This window comes from Grimontia sedimenti (assembly GCF_011045095.1).
GTDB classification, from domain to species: domain Bacteria; phylum Pseudomonadota; class Gammaproteobacteria; order Enterobacterales; family Vibrionaceae; genus Enterovibrio; species Enterovibrio sedimenti.
On sequence record NZ_JAALDL010000002.1, the window covers coordinates 469,191 to 487,470 of the forward strand.

Below are 18,280 nucleotides of genomic sequence, written 5' to 3' on the forward strand. Positions count from 1 at the left end.
ACGATTATACGATATTTGAAGCGGGATAGCTCACCATCCCGCGCTATTTAGGAAGCAGTAAATTCGGTCAGCCAGCGGCTGATAAGGAGCTCACTGTTAAGGCCGGTATGCTTTGAAAGCTCTGCTTTCAAGCGGTTCAAGGCCATCAGTTGTGACATGACTTTTGCCTGAGGTAAGGCCGAAGCTAGGTTCTGGACGGTTTTCATATCGTCACAGTGGACAATCGCTTCATCTGAGCCTTGCTGAACCTTGATGATATCCAGCATCAAGAAGCTCAGCCATTGCAGCCCTTCCTGCTGTGCCTTAACGATAAGGTCAGTGACAGAAAAAAGCCCCTGCCTCTTACTTACAAACTCAGCGAACGCATCGACTAGTGCCTTGTGCTTACCGACGCTGCCATCTTCAATGAATGCTTTCGCCGCTAACGGTGCCCCACGGTTAATGCGCAGCACTTGCAGAGGAACAGACTCAAACAACTCGCCTTCAACCCAACGCTTAACCACTGCTTCTTCCGGCAGTTTGGGTTTCCACTTGTTACAGCGGCTGACAACCGTCGGTAACATGGTGTCCATCGATTGTGATAGGAGAATGAAGTGACAGTGCGATGGTGGCTCTTCCAGAGTTTTCAGCAGAGCGTTGGCGGCCGCTTCACCCATCCGGTCCGCATTTTGAATCAAAATAACGCGTTGGCCTCCTAGTTGAGAGGTTTCCCACGCGTATTGATTGCCTGCACGAACCGCATCGACACCCAGTTGTTTGCCTTCAGATTCTGGTTTCAACCAGTGAAAGTCTGGGTGCGTATCAGCATCAAACAATTGGCAGCTATGGCACATGCCGCAAGGCTCAGTGACCCCATTCTTACAAAGAATGGTTTTCGCTAGGATGGCGGCAAGTTCAATCTTGCCACTTCCTTTTGGTGCACTTAGAAGTACAGCGTGATGTAAGCGCTCCTGACCGAGCAATTGCTGCCAGTTTTGCCAGATTTCCTGATGCCAAGGATAGAGCTTAGCCTGCATGATTCAGCCAGTTCTCCAGTGCCTTACGAATATCTGCCGATACCGCGTCAATGCCCTGCGAAGCATCGATAATCACAACGCTGTCATCAGCCTCTGCCAGCTCAAGGTAACGAGCACGGGTACGGTGGAAGAAGTCCAGCTTCATCTTTTCAATTCGATCCAATTCGCCACGTGCTTTTGCGCGTTGAAGGCCAATTTCAGGGTCAAGGTCAAGATACAGCGTAAAGTCAGGACGGAAATCGCCCAATACGGTGTCGCGAAGGTTCTGCATCAGATCCTGATCGAATCCGCGGCCACCGCCTTGATATGCTTGTGATGACATGTCATGGCGATCGCCCACCACGCAAGCGCCTCTGGCAAGTGCGGGCTTGATGACGTTATCAACCAATTGAATGCGCGCCGCGTAAAGCAGCAACAGCTCCGCCATGTCGGTTAAAGGTTCATCGGGGTGCCCCTCTTTCACCAATGCACGCATTTGCTCTGCGAGTGGCGTTCCACCTGGCTCACGGGTGGTTTCAATGTCTGAAATACCTTGGGCTTTCAGTGTCTCGATAACGTTGCGGATTGCTGTGGTTTTACCCGCGCCTTCCAGACCTTCAACGACGATAAATTTTCCGTTACTCATTGGCTTCTTAATACTTTTAAATACTCTCTCACTGCACGGTTGTGCTGTGCGAGTGTTTTGGAAAACGTATGGCCACCATAACCGTCGGCCACAAAATAGAAATATGGGGTATCTGCAGGGTTTGCTGCAGCAATAATAGACGCTTTACCCGGCATTGCGATTGGCGTTGGCGGCAAGCCGAAAATCACGTAGGTGTTGTATGGCGTTGGGGTGCGTAAATCTTTCTTACGGATGTTGCCGTCATAGCTGTCACCCATGCCGTAAATGACCGTTGGGTCAGTTTGCAGACGCATTCTCTTATTTAGGCGGTTAACAAAAACAGAAGCGACTTTTCCACGCTCTTTATCAACCGCGGTTTCTTTCTCGATAATAGAAGCGAGCGTCAACAAATCATAAGCCGACTTGATGGGTAACCCTTCCTGACGCGAACCCCAAGCTTCATCCAGTGCAGCTTGTAACTGGATTGCGGCACGTTTCAGGATAGAAAGCTCACTTTGACCGGCCACATAGTGATAGGTCTCAGGTAAAAGCAGACCTTCTACTTTCTCACCTTCCAACTCTAGTTTTTCTGCAATTTGTACTTCAGTCAGATCGGCAGTGTCGTGGGTCAGGTAATCTGTTTCCGCCAGTTGCTCGCGCCACTCTTTAAAGGTGCTGCCCTCTACAAAGGTAATGGTGAACTGGTGTTCTTTTCCAGAACGCACTAAAGCAAAAAGCTCAGCAAGACTGATACCTGGCTGAACCTGAAAAGTGCCCGCTTTCAGTTTGGTCAACTCCGGATGGGTTTTCGCTGCCCAACGCGACCATTGAGACGCATCAATAACGCCATCTGACACCAGTTTGCGGGTGAACGAGTGATAGTTTGACCCTTCTGGTACATTTACTAACAAGGTTTCTGTCGGTTTAATATCACTGTTAACGTAATTTTCAATTTGGGTATAAGCCCAGTACGCGCCGCCGGCAACCGCCAGCGCTAAAAACAATACAATCAGCGCAAGTTTCTTAATCACACATCCAACCTTAAGGCGATCGCGCTAGAAGCATCGAAGTCGCGGTAGTTTTTCCCTTCAAGACAGTGAACAGGCACGACACCCATTACTGCGTTTGTTATGAATATCTCGTCTGCTTTCAGCAAACTGTCAGGCGTTTCCAATACTTCCTTGGTGGCGTAACCCAGCGCTTGGGCCACTGAGATAACCTGAGCCCGCATAGTACCAGCAACACCGGAAGTAGTAAGTAAAGGTGTGTACAAGGTTTGGTCAATTCGCCAAAAAATATTTGAGGCAGAGGTTTCAATGACATGTCCGTTCATGTCACAGGCAACACCATCCTCCGTATCACAGTTTTCGACCTCTCGCTTGAGCATGACTTGCTCTAGACGGTTAAGGTGTTTGAGGCCTGCTAATGGAGATTGGCCAATACGTTGCTCCAATAGAGACAATGAAATGCCCGTTTCCCGCCATGACAGATACTGTGTTGGAAATGGATGAGATGAAACCGTCACTGTTGGCTTGTTGCAACCCGCCGCGCTATAGCCACGACCACCAGAGCCTCTGGACACAATGACTTTGAGTATTGCCCTTTCAGTCCCTTTAAGTGAATCCGCAACAGTGTCGACCCACTGATATACCAATGACCAATCTACACCTTCAATGTGCAGCGCAGAAACGTTTTGCTCGAGACGCGCTTTATGTCGACCCCAATCACAAGCCTGGCCATTTTTCACCAAGACAGTGGTGAACACACCATCACCGTACTGAAATGCCCGGTCACTGAAAGCTACGGTATCTACTTGCTGTCCATTTATGAGGATCATCCGTATTCCCTGCACAATAAAAAACGGCTCGGTCACAAGTCCCGAGCCGTTGCATTCTATCAAAAAAACCTTCTTCGCCAAAAAATCAGGCGAACAAAAAGACTTAGATTTTCTTGAAGATAAGTGAACCGTTGGTGCCACCGAAGCCAAATGAGTTACACAGTGCGTAATCCATCTTCACTTGACGTGCTTCATGCGGAACGTAGTCAAGGTCACAGCCTTCGTCTACGTTGTCCAGGTTGATTGTTGGTGGTACTGCTTGGTCAACCAGTGACATCGCAGTAATGATCGCTTCAACGGAACCCGCTGCACCCAGAAGGTGACCCGTCATAGACTTGGTAGAAGATACCAGCGCCTTATCCGCAGCAGCGCCAAGCGCCAAACGAATACCTTTGGTTTCAGCAACGTCACCAGCAGGCGTTGATGTGCCGTGTGCGTTAACGTAACCAATTTCTTCTGGAGAGATGCCTGCATCACGGATAGCCGCATTCATCGCCAGTGCGCCACCTGAACCGTCTGCGCTTGGAGACGTCATATGGTAAGCATCGCCACTCATACCGAAGCCAACCAGCTCACAGTAGATTTTCGCGCCACGCGCTTTAGCATGCTCGTACTCTTCGAGAATCATCATGCCTGCACCGTCGCCCAGAACAAAACCGTCACGGTCTTTGTCCCAAGGGCGTGATGCTGCTTGTGGGTCATCATTACGGGTAGACAGTGCTTTCGCTGCTGCGAAACCGCCAATACCCAGTTCAGTCGATGCTTTTTCTGCACCACCTGCAACCATTGCGTCAGCATCGCCGTATGCAATCATACGAGCTGCGTGGCCAATGTTGTGCAGACCAGTGGTACATGCGGTCGAGATCGCGATGTTTGGACCACGAAGACCGTAATTAATAGAAACGTGACCGGCGATCATATTTACGATGGTCGACGGTACAAAAAATGGGCTGATTTTGCGTGGGCCTTTTTCGACATACGCACGGTGGTTAGTCTCAATCAGACCAAGACCACCAATACCAGAGCCGATGGCTACACCAATTCGGTCTGCATTTTGTTCTGTGATCTCCAGACCAGAATCTTTAAGTGCTTGCACACTTGCTGCGATGCCGTACTGGATGAACAGGTCCATTTTTTTGGCATCTTTCTTAGAGATGTAATCTTCACTGTTGAAGTCATTAACCAGACCAGCAAACTTGGTTGCGAAATCGGTGGTATCGAAGTGAGTGATACTCTGGATACCGCTCTGGCCAGCCAGCAGCGCTTTCCAAGATGATTCAACGGTGTTACCTACAGGCGATAACATCCCCATGCCAGTGACAACAACACGACGCTTAGACACGATGATATTCTCCGGAGAAGGTGTTATTACGAAAATTCGGGGGTGGTATAAAAAACTCAGGCGGTCAAGGTGACCGCCTGGGAGGATCTTGTTCCGATTACTCAGAAGCGCTAACAACGTAGTCGATAGCTGCTTGTACAGTAGTAATCTTCTCTGCTTCTTCGTCTGGAATCTCGGTATCGAATTCTTCTTCCAGAGCCATTACCAGCTCAACGGTATCCAGTGAGTCTGCGCCCAGATCGTCAACGAAAGATGCTTCGTTTTTAACTTCTGCTTCGTCTACGCCCAGTTGCTCAACGATGATTTTTTTTACGCGTTCTTCGATGTTGCTCATATTAATACTATTCCTTACAAGATTCGCAGATGCGATATGTGCAGTAGTTTATTCAATAACGTGGAAGTTGCAACACCCGAAATGCTGGTCAAACCACGATTTGGCTGATAAACCATCGGATTTTGACCTGAATCATTTAGAGGTGCAACTTTATTGTTTAAATCATGTACATGCCGCCGTTGACATGCAGTGTTTCACCCGTGATATAAGCTGCATCATCTGATGCAAGGAATGCGACAGTAGCCGCAATTTCACGCGGATCACCCAGACGACCTGCCGGTACCTGAGCCAATGTCGCTGCACGCTGATCATCGTTCAGCGCTTTAGTCATATCGGTTTCGATGAAACCTGGGGCAACAGTATTTACAGTAATCCCACGTGATGCAACCTCACGTGCCATAGATTTGGTGAAGCCCACAACTCCAGCTTTCGCTGCAGCGTAGTTTGCCTGACCAGCATTACCCATGGTGCCCACCACTGAGCCTACGTTGATGATACGGCCTTTACGCTTTTTCATCATCGCGCGAAGCACGGCTTTCGACATGCGGAAGATAGACGTCAGGTTGGTGTCCATAATGTCCTGCCACTCATCGTCTTTCATACGCATCAGAAGGTTGTCACGAGTAATACCTGCGTTATTTACCAGAATATCAACGTCGCCAAACTCTTCTTTAATTGCTTTGAGCACTGCCTCGATGGATTCAGCGGAGGTTACGTTAAGTGCATAACCTTTGCCATTTTCACCCAGATACTCACTAATTGCTGAGGCACCGCTCTCAGAAGTTGCAGTACCTACAACAGTTGCGCCACGCTCAACCAGAAGTTCAGCAATTGCACGGCCGATACCGCGGCTCGCACCTGTTACAAGAGCAATTTTACCGTTCAGGTTCATCAGTTATCGTTCCTTTAGTAAACAGCCAGCTCTCGCTGGCTGTGAATCCCAGAATTTATTACTTAGCTGCTTCCAGAGAAGCTGAATCGTTTACCGCTGACGCGCTCAGACGTTTGTCGATACGCTTAGCCAGACCGGTCAATACCTTGCCTGGGCCCATTTCCAACAGTAATTCAACACCTTCATTCGCCATTTTTTCACAACCTTCAGTCCAACGAACTGGACCATAAAGCTGTCGAACCAACGCGTCTTTGATCGCTGCAGGATCCGTTTCGGTTGCCACATCGGCATTGTTGATCACTGGAATGGAAGGCGCTGAGAACGTAAGCTCTTCCAAAGCTACCGCCAGCTTATCTGCAGCGGGCTTCATCAATGCACAGTGCGAAGGTACAGACACTGGCAGCGGTAGTGCACGTTTTGCACCCGCGGCTTTACACAGAGCATTTGCTCGCTCAACCGCTTCTTTATTACCTGCGATAACAACCTGGCCTGGTGAGTTGAAGTTAACCGGAGAAACTACCTGCCCTTCTGCCGCTTCTTCACACGCTTTCGCGATCGCGTCGTTATCCAAGCCAATGATCGCAGACATGGCACCAACACCTGCAGGAACCGCTTCTTGCATCAGTTGTCCGCGCAGTTCAACCAGCTTCACGGCTTCTTTGAAGTCAATCACGCCTGCACAAACCAGTGCAGAGTATTCACCCAGGCTGTGTCCTGCCATCACTGATGGTTGTGCGCCACCCTCTTGTTGCCACACTCGCCAAATAGCGACAGAAGCCGTCAGCAATGCTGGCTGAGTACAGTGAGTTTGGTTTAAGTCTTCCGCAGGACCGTTTTGAACCAAAGCCCAAAGGTCATAGCCGAGTACTTCAGATGCTTCTGCAAATGTTTCTTTAACAACGGCAAACTGTTCGCCCAGTTCTGCCAACATGCCCACAGCTTGTGAACCCTGGCCTGGAAAAACCACAGCAAAGTTAGACATAGCGTATTCCTTATTAAAATTTGATCAAAGCTGAACCCCAGGCGAAACCACCGCCAAAGGCCTCAAGCAAAATCGTTTGGCCGCGCTGAATGCGTCCGTCTCGTACTGCTTCATCAAGCGCAGTAGGAACGGAAGCGGCCGACGTATTGCCATGCTTATCAAGCGTGATCACTACCTGATCCATCGACATCGCGAGTTTCTTCGCCGTTGCCTTGATAATGCGGTAGTTGGCTTGGTGAGGAACAAGCCAGTCGATTTCTGACTTGTCCATTTGATTTTCATCCAGCGTCTCTGCAACGATGTTTGCCAGTTGGGTCACTGCCACTTTAAACACATCGTTACCTGCCATGTGAAGCCAAGAGTCAGCTTCTACAGGGCTTCCCGCTTTCGCACGCTGAGGGAATTTGACTTTCAACAGGTCGCCAAATTTACCATCTGCACGAAGGTGCGTTGAAATGATGCCTGGCTCTTCGCTGGCCCCAACCACCGCCGCACCGGCACCATCACCAAACAGGATGATGGTTGAACGGTCTTCTGGATCGCAAAGGTGTGATAGACGATCTGCGCCGATCACCAAAGCGTTGCGCGCCATTCCTGATTTCACATATTGATCAGCCACGCTCAGCGCATAGACAAAACCAGAACATGCCGCAGCAATATCAAATGCAGGGCAGCCACTGATTTCCAACATAGCCTGCACATCACAAGCTGCAGCAGGAAATGCACTCTCACCACTGGTAGTGGCAACGATAATCAGGTCGATGTCTTGCTTATCAATGCCCGCCATGTCGATAGCCTGACACGCAGCGTGATAACCCATGGTCGCAACGGTTTCTTGCTCGTTGGCAATACGACGCTCTTTAATACCAGTACGCGCAGTGATCCACTCGTCGCTGGTATCTACCATTTTTTCGAGATCCGCATTGGTGCGGATTTGCGCAGGCAGATAGCTGCCTGTGCCTAAAATCTTACTGAACATGAAGACTAATAATGCCTCTCGAGTAGTACGGCTTCCAAACGGTCACATATTTTATTAGGTAGTTGCCGTTCGACTTCGTGTACCGCTTCTCCGATAGCATGTTGGAAAGCGGAAATATCAGCACGTCCGTGGCTTTTAACTACAATGCCGCGCAATCCTAACAGACTTGCGCCATTGTACTGGTCGGGGTTCAGGTGTTTTAGCCGATTAAACAGCCCACCAAATAACCATTTAGCCACCAGTTTCTTGAGCGGGTTCGCCAAAACGTGCACTTTTAGGCTTTCTAAAAACAGTCTGGCGACACCTTCACTGGTTTTCAGGCTTACATTGCCGACAAATCCATCGCAGACAATCACATCGGCTTTTCCGGTATAAAGCTGATCGCCTTCTACATAGCCGATGTAATTCACTGCAGAGCACTGCTGCAGCATCTCTGCACAGCGCTTAACTAAATCATTTCCTTTGATCTCTTCTTCGCCAATATTCAGCAAACCTACTGATGGCTGATAGCCCAGCTGTTCTTCAGCCAGTACTGAACCCATCACGGCAAACTGAAATAAGGTATCAGCATCCACCGAGACATTTGCGCCCAAATCCAATAGCCAACTTTGCTGGTTGCCCATGGTTGGCAACTCGGATATCAATGCAGGACGATCAATGCCCGGAAGCAACTTAAGAAGAGAACGGGAAAGTGCCATTAACGCGCCAGTGTTTCCTGCGCTCACACAGGCATCTGCCTTTCCTTCTGCAACCAGTTCGAGTGCGATACGCATCGAGCTTCCCTTGCTTGAGCGCAAGGCTTGCGAAGGACGTGTGTCATTGGCGATAGAAGATTCCGCATGAACAATCGAAATGCGGGGATTATTTTTTTGATCCAGCGATACGAGCTGGCGGGTGATCTCGGATTGATCACCGACGAGTACCACTTTTAACGAGGGGAAATGCAACAATGCCTGCACGGAGGCAGGCACTGTTACTTGAGGACCGAAATCCCCGCCCATCGCATCAAGTGCAATGGTTAGACCTGTCAAGGCTCAACCTTACTTGTTGATTACCTTGCGGCCACGGTAGAAACCGTCAGCAGTCACGTTGTGACGCAGGTGAGTTTCACCAGAAGTTGCATCTACAGACAGAGCTGAAGTGCCCAGCGCATCGTGTGAACGACGCATACCACGCTTAGAACGGGTTTTACGGTTCTGTTGTACGGCCATTGACCCTACTCCTCGTTACTTTGCTTTAAGTTTTTCAAAACGGCAAATGGATTCGGACGCTCATCAGCAAGCGGGATTTCCCCGAATACCATGCCATCAGAATCGACTTCGCAGTCTACTTCGTCGTGCATGGCAACCTGTGGCAGAGCCACAATCAACTCATCTTCGATAAGTTGAAGCAGGTTAATCTCACCATTTTCGTCGACTAATGCCGGCTCATAAGCATCCGGTAAATTGCCAACCTGATCTTCATTGAAAACCGGGCTGTAAATAAATTCGACTTCACAATGATACGGGAAGGCTTTCCAACAACGCTGACACTCTAAATTGACGTCGACCTTGGCGTTTCCGCGTACAATCTTCAGCCCTTGAGCATCAATGTCAAACGAAAGCTTCACTTCAGCATCACTGATTACACCTTCAGTTGCCTCAGCAATACGCTCCAGTTGCTTCACAGCGATGATGCCATCGTAGTCAAGTCGCTTTTGCGCACTTCTAAACGGGTCAACCGTTAGTGGTAGCTTTACCTTTTGCATAGGGCGCGAATTCTAGCCTCCAATGTAGCCTGAGTCAAAGAAATTTATGCCTTTACTTCTATTCAAGCGCTTCAAAAGCCCAAGAAAAAGAAAAAAGGTTATTTTCTGTTCAACAGGTACTTAGCAATTGAGAACATCGAATGGACATTGGTATGAAACGACACCCAAGCCCACTCGCCTCCGCAAGTTTAAAACATTACACTTGCCCACGTATACGAATATTCTGGTAAAGGATCATCGTTAGATGAATAAACAAACAATTGTGCTGGCTTCTGGATCCAAGTACCGCCAGACATTACTTCAAAAACTTGGCTTACCTTTCGTTGCCCACTCACCGGATATTGTTGAATCTGCTAAAGAAAATGAGTCTCCGGCTGATTTAGTGAAACGACTCTCATTGGAAAAAGCACAGGCATGTCGAGATGCACATCCAGGATCGATCATCATAGGATCCGATCAAGTTTGTGTGATCGATGGAAAGATTTTGGGAAAACCCCATACAGAAGCAAAGGCGATTGAGCAGCTAATGGCGGCATCGGGAAAGCATGTCACCTTCTATACGGGATTAACTTTGCTGAATACTGACTCTGGAAAAGCACAAACAGACCTAGAGCCCTTTCATGTTCACTTCAGAGATTTGAGTGAAGAGGAAATTTCGCGCTATGTGCAAAGAGAACAACCGCTTGATTGTGCAGGTAGCTTTAAATGCGAAAGCCTTGGCATCGCTTTATTCGATAAGCTAGAAGGGCGAGACCCAAACACCCTGGTTGGATTGCCTTTGATTCGCCTATGCGAAATGCTCAGAGAAGAAGGAATCGAAGTCCTTTAGCCTTTTATACCCAAACGACCAGAAGATGGGGCTTTCGCCCCACTTTCTTCTTATCTTTCGTCGACGATTAAAGAAGTGCTTCCAGAGAATCTACAATCGCGACAGGATGGTATGCCGCCAGCGTCGTCCTGTCATGGACCCCCCATGTAATACCGATAGCATCCACACCGGCATTTTGCGCCAAATGCATGTCGTGCGTTGTGTCCCCCACCATCACGGCATCTTTTGCCTCAACACCAAGCTGAGCCAAAAGCTCATTGATCATCAATGGGTCAGGTTTGGAAGCCGTTTCATCCGCAGTGCGAGTCGCCGCAAAAAATGCTGATGTGCCGGTATCCGCAATGGCCTTCTCTAATCCCGGGCGGGATTTACCTGTCGCAACCGCTAGCAAATGTCCTCTTTGCTTTAGCGTTTCCAAAAATGCAAAAGTAGAAGGATACAGGTCAATGGGCGTATCGTTATCTACACGAAACTGTTGCCCGTAATGGCGTTTCCACTCATCCAGTTTTTCTGAAGGCGCTCCGGGATAGAGAAACTCATATCCTTTGTCGAGGCTCAAACCAATCATTTGTTTGAGCTCATCACCAGACAACTCTGGCAAACCACCCGTCAGACGGGCAGCGGCTTCAAGACTGGAAACGATACGTGCGACAGAATCCATCACGGTGCCGTCCCAATCAAAAATGACCAACTTATAGTTAGCTAACACGTGGCGCTTTCCTTAAACCTTCCAATGCTCTTTCTAGTTGTTTATCCATTGGGGCAGAGATATCCATCAGTTCTTCTGTGCCCGGATGGGTAAACTTGATGTTGGCTGCGTGCAGGAAAAGACGGCTCAAACCAAACTTCTTGGTGTAAGCATCAAACCTTGGATCGCCATAGCGGTCGTCCCACGCCAGCGGATGTCCCACATATTGCGCATGCACACGGATTTGGTGAGTGCGGCCTGTTATTGGGCTAGCTTGTACCAATGTCGCTTGCTCGAACTGTTCCATCACTTTAAAGCGGGTTTCAGACGGCTTACCATTCGGGTTTACACGAACAATGCTGTTCACTTCGTTTTTAAGAAGTGGCGCTGTTACCTTCTTCATAGAAGGCTTCCAGTTGCCCATGGCTAAAGCAAAGTAGTATTTCTGCACCGTTTTCTCACGGAATTGCGCCTGCAAATGACGCAATGCTGAACGCTTCTTAGCAATCAGCAAGATGCCTGAGGTATCGCGGTCGATACGGTGCACCAGTTCTAGAAAGCGTGCATCTGGACGCAATGCGCGCATCGCTTCAATGGCGCCGAAGTGCAGACCACTTCCGCCGTGAACCGCAGTGCCTGACGGTTTGTTAAGCACTAACATGTGATCGTCTTCATAAATCACACATTTTTCCAACTCTGCAACACGATTCAGTTTGGTATTGGGTGTCTCAGCCTGCGCTGTCTCTGGGATCTTAATCGGTGGTACGCGAATAACATCGCCCGCCTGAAGCTTATATTCAGGTTTTATGCGTTTTTTATTAACTCGCACCTCTCCTTTGCGCAGAACGCGATAAATCATACTTTTAGGTACGTTTTTAAGCCTATTTCGGAGAAAGTTATCGATCCGCTGGCCTGCAATGTCATCTGAAATGTCGATGAATTGCACTTTAGGTTTTTCAGTATTCATAGGGCGTAGATTCTACATTGCATCAAAGTAGTTTGCTGCAAAAAAGTGTCCCTGCTATAGTTGCGCCGTAAAGCAGAAAAGTTTGAAGCTTTTTTGCTCGCCACGACTAAAAAGTCGACAAATAGAGTAAATCTTTACCGCTTTATCTCAGACACCTAACCGCCACTAGCACTATTTCTGAGTAGTATCTTGATCAGCTGGCAGTTAACGGTGTCTTAATCATGCAGCACTCGGCGTAAGACATGAGGAATAAAGCACCCGTTAGTTTGTTGGCACGACGGGATAAATAACCAGTGTCAAAGAGACTGTCGCCATTTGTGGCGAATAGCCGACTGAATAAACCGGAGTGAATATCTTAATTCCGTATCAGTGGGTGGATAAGTAGTGCCCTAGAGCGTCCCTGATTCCCCAGCCGTGAGGCTGCATTAACATCAGACTTGGGACCTGGCAGCATTGCGTTCTTTCTCTCGTATCCGACAACTAATAACAACAAATAATCGAGAACAATTTGATATGAAAAGAATGTTGATTAACGCAACTCAAAAGGAAGAGTTGCGCGTCGCATTGGTTGACGGTCAGCGCTTATACGATCTGGATATCGAAAGCCCTGGCCATGAATCGAAGAAAGCAAACATCTATAAAGGCCGTATTACACGTATTGAGCCAAGTCTTGAAGCAGCATTCGTAGACTATGGTTCTGAGCGTCACGGTTTCCTTCCTCTTAAAGAAATTGCCCGCGAATACTTCCCAGACAATTACAGCTACCAAGGTCGTCCAAACATCAAAGAGGTGTTGAAAGAAGGCCAGGAAGTGATTGTTCAGGTTGATAAAGAAGAACGTGGTAACAAAGGCGCTGCCTTGACCACTTTCATCTCTCTCGCTGGTAGTTACCTTGTTCTGATGCCAAACAACCCTCGTGCTGGCGGTATTTCCCGTCGTATCGAAGGTGAAGAGCGTAGCCAACTGAAAGAAGCGATGTCTGGTCTGAAACTGCCTCAGGGCATGGGTCTGATCGTTCGTACCGCTGGCGTTGGCAAATCTGCTGAAGAGCTGGAATGGGATTTAAACTACCTGCTGAACAACTGGGAACGCATCCAAGGCGCCGCTGATTCTAAACCAGCGCCATTCCTGATCTATCAGGAAAGCGATGTGATTGCGCGTGCATTCCGTGATTACCTGCGTCGTGACATCGGCGAAGTGCTGATCGACAGTGAGAAAGTTTACAATCAGGCTCGTGAGCGTATTCAGGCTACCCGTCCTGACTTCCTGAGTCGCGTTAAACGCTACGAAGGTGAAGTTCCACTTTTCAGCCACTACCAAATCGAAAGCCAGATTGAATCTGCCTTCCAGCGCGAAGTGCGTCTGCCTTCCGGTGGTTCGATTGTTATCGACCCTACCGAAGCACTGACTTCTATCGACATCAACTCCGCTCGCGCGACCAAGGGTTCTGATATCGAAGAAACCGCACTGCAGACAAACCTTGAAGCAGCAGACGAAATTGCACGTCAATTGCGCCTGCGTGACCTTGGTGGTCTGGTTGTTATCGACTTCATCGATATGACCCCAGTTCGCCACCAACGTGAAGTAGAAAACCGTCTGCGTGAAGCTGTCCGTATGGATCGTGCGCGCGTTCAAATCGGTCGTATTTCACGCTTTGGCCTGCTGGAGATGTCTCGTCAGCGCCTGAGCCCTTCTCTGGCAGAAGCTAGCCACCACATCTGTCCTCGCTGTACAGGTACCGGTGTGATTCGTGATAACGAATCTCTGTCTCTGTCTATCTTGCGTCTGATCGAAGAAGAAGCGTTGAAGGAAAACACCGCCCAGGTAATGGCAGTTGTACCCGTTCCGGTTGCTTCTTATCTGCTCAACGAAAAACGCCGGTCAGTGCAGCACGTTGAGAAGTATCACAACGTTCGCGTTATCGTTGTACCTAACGCCAACATGGAAACACCGCACTTTGAAGTGGTTCGTATCCGTGGCGGCGATGAAGTAACGTCACTGTCTTACCACCTTCCAGAGCAACTGGAAGCAATGCGTGAGACTGAAGGCAAAGACGAGGCACCAGCTGAGCGCGTTGTTAAGAAACGCGAAGAACCAGCATTGCAAAGTTTCGCTGCCCCTGCTTCTCCAGCTCCGGTTGCCAAGCCAGCAGCAAAAGCAGCAGTTGAAGCTAAACCTGGCCTGATCTCTCGTCTGGTTTCTTTCATCTCTGGCCTGTTCGCAAGTGCGCCGGCGGAAGAAGAGAAGAAAGAAGAACCAAAACGCGAGTCTCGTAACCGTCGTGATCACAAGCGTTCTCAGGACCGCACCCGCCGTGGCTCGCGCAATGGTCAGCGCGATGAGAACGGCAAAAATGGTGAGCGCAATGAACGAAGCGAGCGTGGAGATAAGAAACCACGTCGTGGCAAAGAGCGGACTGAAAATAACGAACGTTCAAACGCACGTCCGGAAAAACAAGCTAAGAAGCAAAACCGCAAGCAAACTGACAAGTCAGAGAAAGCTGACCAACGTCAACAGCAAGCGAAAGCGGCTAAGCCAGTAAAAGAAGAGTCTCAAGCTGACAAGCAAGAGAAAGCGGAAAAGACGGAGAAGGTAAAACAACGCCGTCAACGCCGCAAGCTGAACAAGAAAGTCCGTGTTGCTGATAACTCAGAAGAAGTAGAAGTTGCAGCGGTGAACCCACTTCACGAAATGGGTAAAGCTGTAGCAGAAGAAGCGAAAGCTGAAGCTAACACCGATGCACCAGAAGCTGTTGAAGCTAACGAAAATGGTGAGCAACGTGAAGAGAAGCGTCGTAACCGCCGTTCACCTCGTCACCTGCGCGCAAGTGGTCAACGCCGTCGTCGCAGCAATCGCGAAGATGAATCAGCAAACGCTGAGCAAGGCCTTGACCAACTGGACATGATGGAAACGGCTGTTTCTATCGTTGAAAAGCGCAACAAAGTTGTTCTGAAATCTGGTGTCGCTTCTCCAGAAATGGCAATGGGTAAAGTATGGCCTTCGAAAGCTGCACTGAAAGCCCCTGTTGTGGCAGAAGCTGTGACAGAAGCCCCAGCTGCAGACGAAGCACCTGCACCGAAGGCTGTTGCCGTTGGTGGTGTAGCCTTCCCTGAAATGGCAATGGGCAAAGTGATTGTGCGTCGTTCAGTGCCAACAGTGCTGGAAGAGAAAGCCAAGTACGAAGGTGCTGACGCCCTGAACGAAGAGCTACCCGTTGCTGTTAATGCACCGGAAGAAGAAGCTCCTGCTGCGGAACCAGTTGTCGAAACCGTTGCTGCACAGGAAGAAGCACCAAAAGCGGAAGAAACCAATGTGAAGAGCGTGATGGAATCTAGCGAAATCCCTGCTGTAGAGGCTGAGAAACCCGCTAAACCTGCCATTCGCATCGGTCGTGCTACGTCTCCAATGACAAAAGCGCCAGCACCGGAAAGTGCAGAGTCAGCGATTGAAGTAGCCATTGCTGAATTCCGAAGCGAACGAGCTGAAACGCGCCAAGCAGGTAGCCAAACGGCAACCAACAGCGCTGCAGCCCCAGCGACAAAGCCTAACTTCCAATAAGAAGTGATGAATAAGAAAGAGCCATGCCTAGCATGGCTCTTTTTTTATGTATCTGTACCCAAACAAAAAGCCAACGCTTGGGCTTTTAGGGTCTTATTCATCAAACTGCCATCGCTTTGATGTCTAATCAGTTTGGCTAATTGCAGCACGTCTTTTTTGTTATAACCCGATGTTCTGCCTAGACGTAACCTGCTTTTAAGTTTCACAAATACGTTACTAAGATTGAACAAAATCACACTTTTAGGTAGTATCGCCGTCTTTGTCGAATTGCCAACAACCCACTTTTAGAGAAGTAACCGAACAAGATGTTTGAATTCCCCAAGTTTCCTAAACACTCGGCCAAGAACGACATTCTGTCAGGTCTGACTGTTGCACTCGCTCTGGTACCAGAAGCCGTTGCGTTTGCTTTCGTTGCAGGCGTTGACCCAATGGTTGGCCTGTATGCTGCGTTCATCATGGGTCTACTGACTTCTATCCTTGGCGGTCGCCCTGGTATGATTTCTGGTGCGACTGGCGCAATGGCTGTGGTCATGGTCAGCCTGGTCGCAGAACACGGTATTCAATATCTTTTTGCGGCAATTATGCTGGCGGGTACGCTTCAAATTCTGGCGGGTGTATTTAAGCTCGGTAAATTTATCCGCATGGTACCACACCCGGTAATGATTGGCTTCGTCAACGGTCTGGCTATCGTCATCTTCCTTGCTCAACTTGGTCAATTCCAAGTGCCTGGCCTGAACGGTGAAATGGAATGGCTGCAAGGCGAGCAACTGTATCTGATGCTTGGCTTGGTGGCGATTACCATGGCTATCATCCATTTCCTGCCAAAAATCACCACCGCAGTACCATCCTCTCTGGTTGCGATTGTGTCTGTGACCGCGGCGGTCGTCCTGCTGGATCTGGATACCCGCACCGTTGTCGACTTCCTGCGCTCAATGAGTGGTGACGAGAACGCTACGCTTGCTGGTTCACTGCCAACTTTCGCTTTCCCAACTGTTCCGTTCAATCTGGAAACCCTATACATCATCCTGCCATACGCGCTTATTCTGGCGGCTGTTGGTCTGATTGAATCCCTGCTGACCTTGACCGTCGTTGACGAGATGACGGGCACCCGCGGTCGCGGTAACCGCGAATGTGTGGGCCAAGGTGTCGCGAACGTAACTTGTTCCGTATTCGGTGCAATGGGCGGTTGTGCGATGATTGGTCAATCGATGATCAACGTAAATTCAGGTGGCCGTGGCCGTCTGTCAGGCATCGTTGCCGCACTTGCCCTGCTCTGCTTCATCCTGTTCACCTCTTCGCTGATTGAGATGATACCACTGGCAGCGCTGGTTGGTGTGATGTTCATGGTGGTTATCGGCACCTTTGAATGGGCGACGTTTAAGCTGGCCAGCCGTGTACCAAAACGCGACTTTTTCGTTATCGTGCTGGTGACTGTTGTTACCGTTATGACTGACCTAGCGATTGCGGTTATCGTTGGTGTGATTGTGTCGGCGCTGATGTTCGCATGGGAACACGCTAAACACATCTATGCATCAAGCCATATCAACGAGGAAGGCTCAAAAGTCTACGAAGTGAATGGTCCATTGTTCTTTGGCTCAGTGGCTAACTTCCTTGAACTATTTGATGCTCAGAACGACCCACAAGACGTAATTGTCGATTTCGGTAAATCGCGAGTGGCAGACCATTCTGCTATCGAAGCGATTGATACGCTGGCCGAGCGTTACAACAAAGCAGGTAAAACACTCCATCTTCGCCACCTGTCACAAGATTGTCTTGCGTTGCTGACCAAAGCGGGCAGCCTGGTTGAAATCAACCACATTGAAGACCCAAGCTATAAGGTTGCAACCGACGTTCTGGCTTAATCAGTGTTCTAAAAAACAAAAGCGGGCTCTTTAGCCCGCTTTTTGTTTTCTAGATTCTTCGCTTACTGAGGAATAATCACGTTATCGATAACGTGGATCACACCATTAGAGGCTTTGATGTCTGTAGCGACCACATTAGCGTTGTCGACTTTTACACCACTTGACGTATCAATAGCAATTTTAGCGCCTTGCACTGTACCTGCTTCGGTTAGTCCGGCCACATCTGCTGCCATCACTTTGCCAGGCACCACGTGGTAGGTCAGGATAGCCACGAGCTTGTCTTTATTCTCTGGTTCTAACAGGCTTTCAACCGTTCCTGCTGGAAGCTTTGCAAATGCTTCGTTCGTAGGTGCGAATACGGTGAATGGGCCGTCGCCTTGAAGGGTTTCCACTAGCCCTGCGGCTTTAACCGCTGCCACCAAAGTGCTGAAATCAGAGTTTCCAGCAGCAACGGCTACAATATCTTTTTTTGCACCGTACGCATGAGCCTGGGCACCAATTGCCCCCATCATCAGTACGGCCATTCCAGCCAGTAACGTTGATTTAAAAAACGGCAAAACCTTTGCAGAAATCATACGATCTCTCCCTATATATTCATTATTTGAACGGGCTTATGCCCAGGTTTTGCTGATCAGCGAGTGTT

Annotated in this window: 18 protein-coding genes; 3 read left to right on the forward strand and 15 right to left on the reverse strand. The window is 49.1% G+C overall.

The annotated features are described in order from the left end of the window. Positions 1-47: 47 nt before the first annotated feature. The 12 genes from holB to yceD form a co-directional block, all read right to left on the reverse strand. Positions 48-1,016 carry a DNA polymerase III subunit delta' gene (gene holB / locus G5S52_RS04880; RefSeq protein ID WP_165012026.1) on the reverse strand — a complete coding sequence of 323 codons (969 nt, stop codon included), beginning with the start codon at positions 1,014-1,016 and terminating at the stop codon, positions 48-50. Next, positions 1,006-1,641 carry a dTMP kinase gene (gene tmk / locus G5S52_RS04885; protein ID WP_165012027.1) on the reverse strand — a complete coding sequence of 212 codons (636 nt, stop codon included), beginning with the start codon at positions 1,639-1,641 and terminating at the stop codon, positions 1,006-1,008. The genes holB and tmk overlap by 11 nt, the downstream gene beginning before the upstream one ends. After that, positions 1,638-2,651: an endolytic transglycosylase MltG gene (gene mltG / locus G5S52_RS04890; RefSeq protein WP_165012028.1), complete on the reverse strand. Its 1,014-nt coding sequence runs from the start codon at positions 2,649-2,651 to the stop codon at positions 1,638-1,640. The genes tmk and mltG overlap by 4 nt, the downstream gene beginning before the upstream one ends. Next, positions 2,648-3,457 carry an aminodeoxychorismate lyase gene (gene pabC, locus G5S52_RS04895; protein WP_165012029.1) on the reverse strand — a complete coding sequence of 270 codons (810 nt, stop codon included), beginning with the start codon at positions 3,455-3,457 and terminating at the stop codon, positions 2,648-2,650. Before pabC ends, mltG begins: the two co-directional genes overlap by 4 nt. A gap of 103 nt (positions 3,458-3,560) precedes the next feature. After that, positions 3,561-4,799 (reverse strand): beta-ketoacyl-ACP synthase II, encoded by a 1,239-nt coding sequence (gene fabF, locus G5S52_RS04900; protein WP_062662191.1) that lies wholly within the window; start codon positions 4,797-4,799, stop codon positions 3,561-3,563. Positions 4,800-4,896: 97 nt separating this feature from the next. Beyond that, a complete protein-coding gene (gene acpP / locus G5S52_RS04905; RefSeq protein ID WP_002541727.1) occupies positions 4,897-5,133 on the reverse strand; it encodes an acyl carrier protein in 237 nt (78 codons plus the stop codon). A 157-nt stretch (positions 5,134-5,290) separates the two neighbouring features. After that, positions 5,291-6,025 (reverse strand): 3-oxoacyl-ACP reductase FabG, encoded by a 735-nt coding sequence (gene fabG, locus G5S52_RS04910; protein WP_165012030.1) that lies wholly within the window; start codon positions 6,023-6,025, stop codon positions 5,291-5,293. A 58-nt stretch (positions 6,026-6,083) separates the two neighbouring features. Further along, complete coding sequence (gene fabD, locus G5S52_RS04915; RefSeq protein ID WP_165012031.1) at positions 6,084-7,007, reverse strand: ACP S-malonyltransferase; 924 nt, start codon at positions 7,005-7,007, stop codon at positions 6,084-6,086. A gap of 13 nt (positions 7,008-7,020) precedes the next feature. After that, positions 7,021-7,986 carry a beta-ketoacyl-ACP synthase III gene (locus G5S52_RS04920; protein ID WP_165012032.1) on the reverse strand — a complete coding sequence of 322 codons (966 nt, stop codon included), beginning with the start codon at positions 7,984-7,986 and terminating at the stop codon, positions 7,021-7,023. A 5-nt stretch (positions 7,987-7,991) separates the two neighbouring features. Then, positions 7,992-9,017: a phosphate acyltransferase PlsX gene (plsX, locus tag G5S52_RS04925; protein WP_165012033.1), complete on the reverse strand. Its 1,026-nt coding sequence runs from the start codon at positions 9,015-9,017 to the stop codon at positions 7,992-7,994. A gap of 9 nt (positions 9,018-9,026) precedes the next feature. Further along, the gene (gene rpmF, locus G5S52_RS04930; RefSeq protein ID WP_002541721.1) at positions 9,027-9,197 is read right to left on the reverse strand and encodes a 50S ribosomal protein L32; all 171 of its coding nucleotides are present in this window, start codon (positions 9,195-9,197) and stop codon (positions 9,027-9,029) included. Positions 9,198-9,202: 5 nt separating this feature from the next. Beyond that, entirely contained in the window at positions 9,203-9,733 is a 531-nt protein-coding gene (gene yceD / locus G5S52_RS04935; RefSeq protein ID WP_165012034.1) for a 23S rRNA accumulation protein YceD, read from the reverse strand. 244 nt (positions 9,734-9,977) lie between these two features. On the opposite strand from yceD, the gene G5S52_RS04940 reads away from it, so the two are divergent. Beyond that, the gene (locus tag G5S52_RS04940) at positions 9,978-10,562 is read left to right on the forward strand and encodes a Maf family protein (protein ID WP_165012035.1); all 585 of its coding nucleotides are present in this window, start codon (positions 9,978-9,980) and stop codon (positions 10,560-10,562) included. Between the two features lie 67 nt (positions 10,563-10,629). On the opposite strand, the gene G5S52_RS04945 is transcribed toward G5S52_RS04940, so the two are convergent. Continuing rightward, the gene (locus tag G5S52_RS04945) at positions 10,630-11,271 is read right to left on the reverse strand and encodes an HAD family hydrolase (protein WP_165012036.1); all 642 of its coding nucleotides are present in this window, start codon (positions 11,269-11,271) and stop codon (positions 10,630-10,632) included. Further along, on the reverse strand, positions 11,261-12,217 hold the full coding sequence (gene rluC / locus G5S52_RS04950) for a 23S rRNA pseudouridine(955/2504/2580) synthase RluC (RefSeq protein WP_165012037.1): 957 nt from the start codon (positions 12,215-12,217) through the stop codon (positions 11,261-11,263). The genes G5S52_RS04945 and rluC overlap by 11 nt, the downstream gene beginning before the upstream one ends. 522 nt (positions 12,218-12,739) lie before the next feature. On the opposite strand from rluC, the gene rne reads away from it, so the two are divergent. Further along, on the forward strand, positions 12,740-15,775 hold the full coding sequence (gene rne, locus G5S52_RS04955) for a ribonuclease E (protein WP_165012122.1): 3,036 nt from the start codon (positions 12,740-12,742) through the stop codon (positions 15,773-15,775). Positions 15,776-16,080: 305 nt separating this feature from the next. Continuing rightward, positions 16,081-17,637, forward strand: coding sequence for a SulP family inorganic anion transporter (locus tag G5S52_RS04960; protein WP_165012038.1), 1,557 nt, complete (start codon positions 16,081-16,083; stop codon positions 17,635-17,637). A 62-nt stretch (positions 17,638-17,699) separates the two neighbouring features. Here G5S52_RS04960 and G5S52_RS04965 read toward each other — a convergent pair whose 3' ends face one another. Next, positions 17,700-18,212: a fasciclin domain-containing protein gene (locus G5S52_RS04965; protein ID WP_165012039.1), complete on the reverse strand. Its 513-nt coding sequence runs from the start codon at positions 18,210-18,212 to the stop codon at positions 17,700-17,702. Between the last annotated feature and the right edge of the window lie 68 nt (positions 18,213-18,280).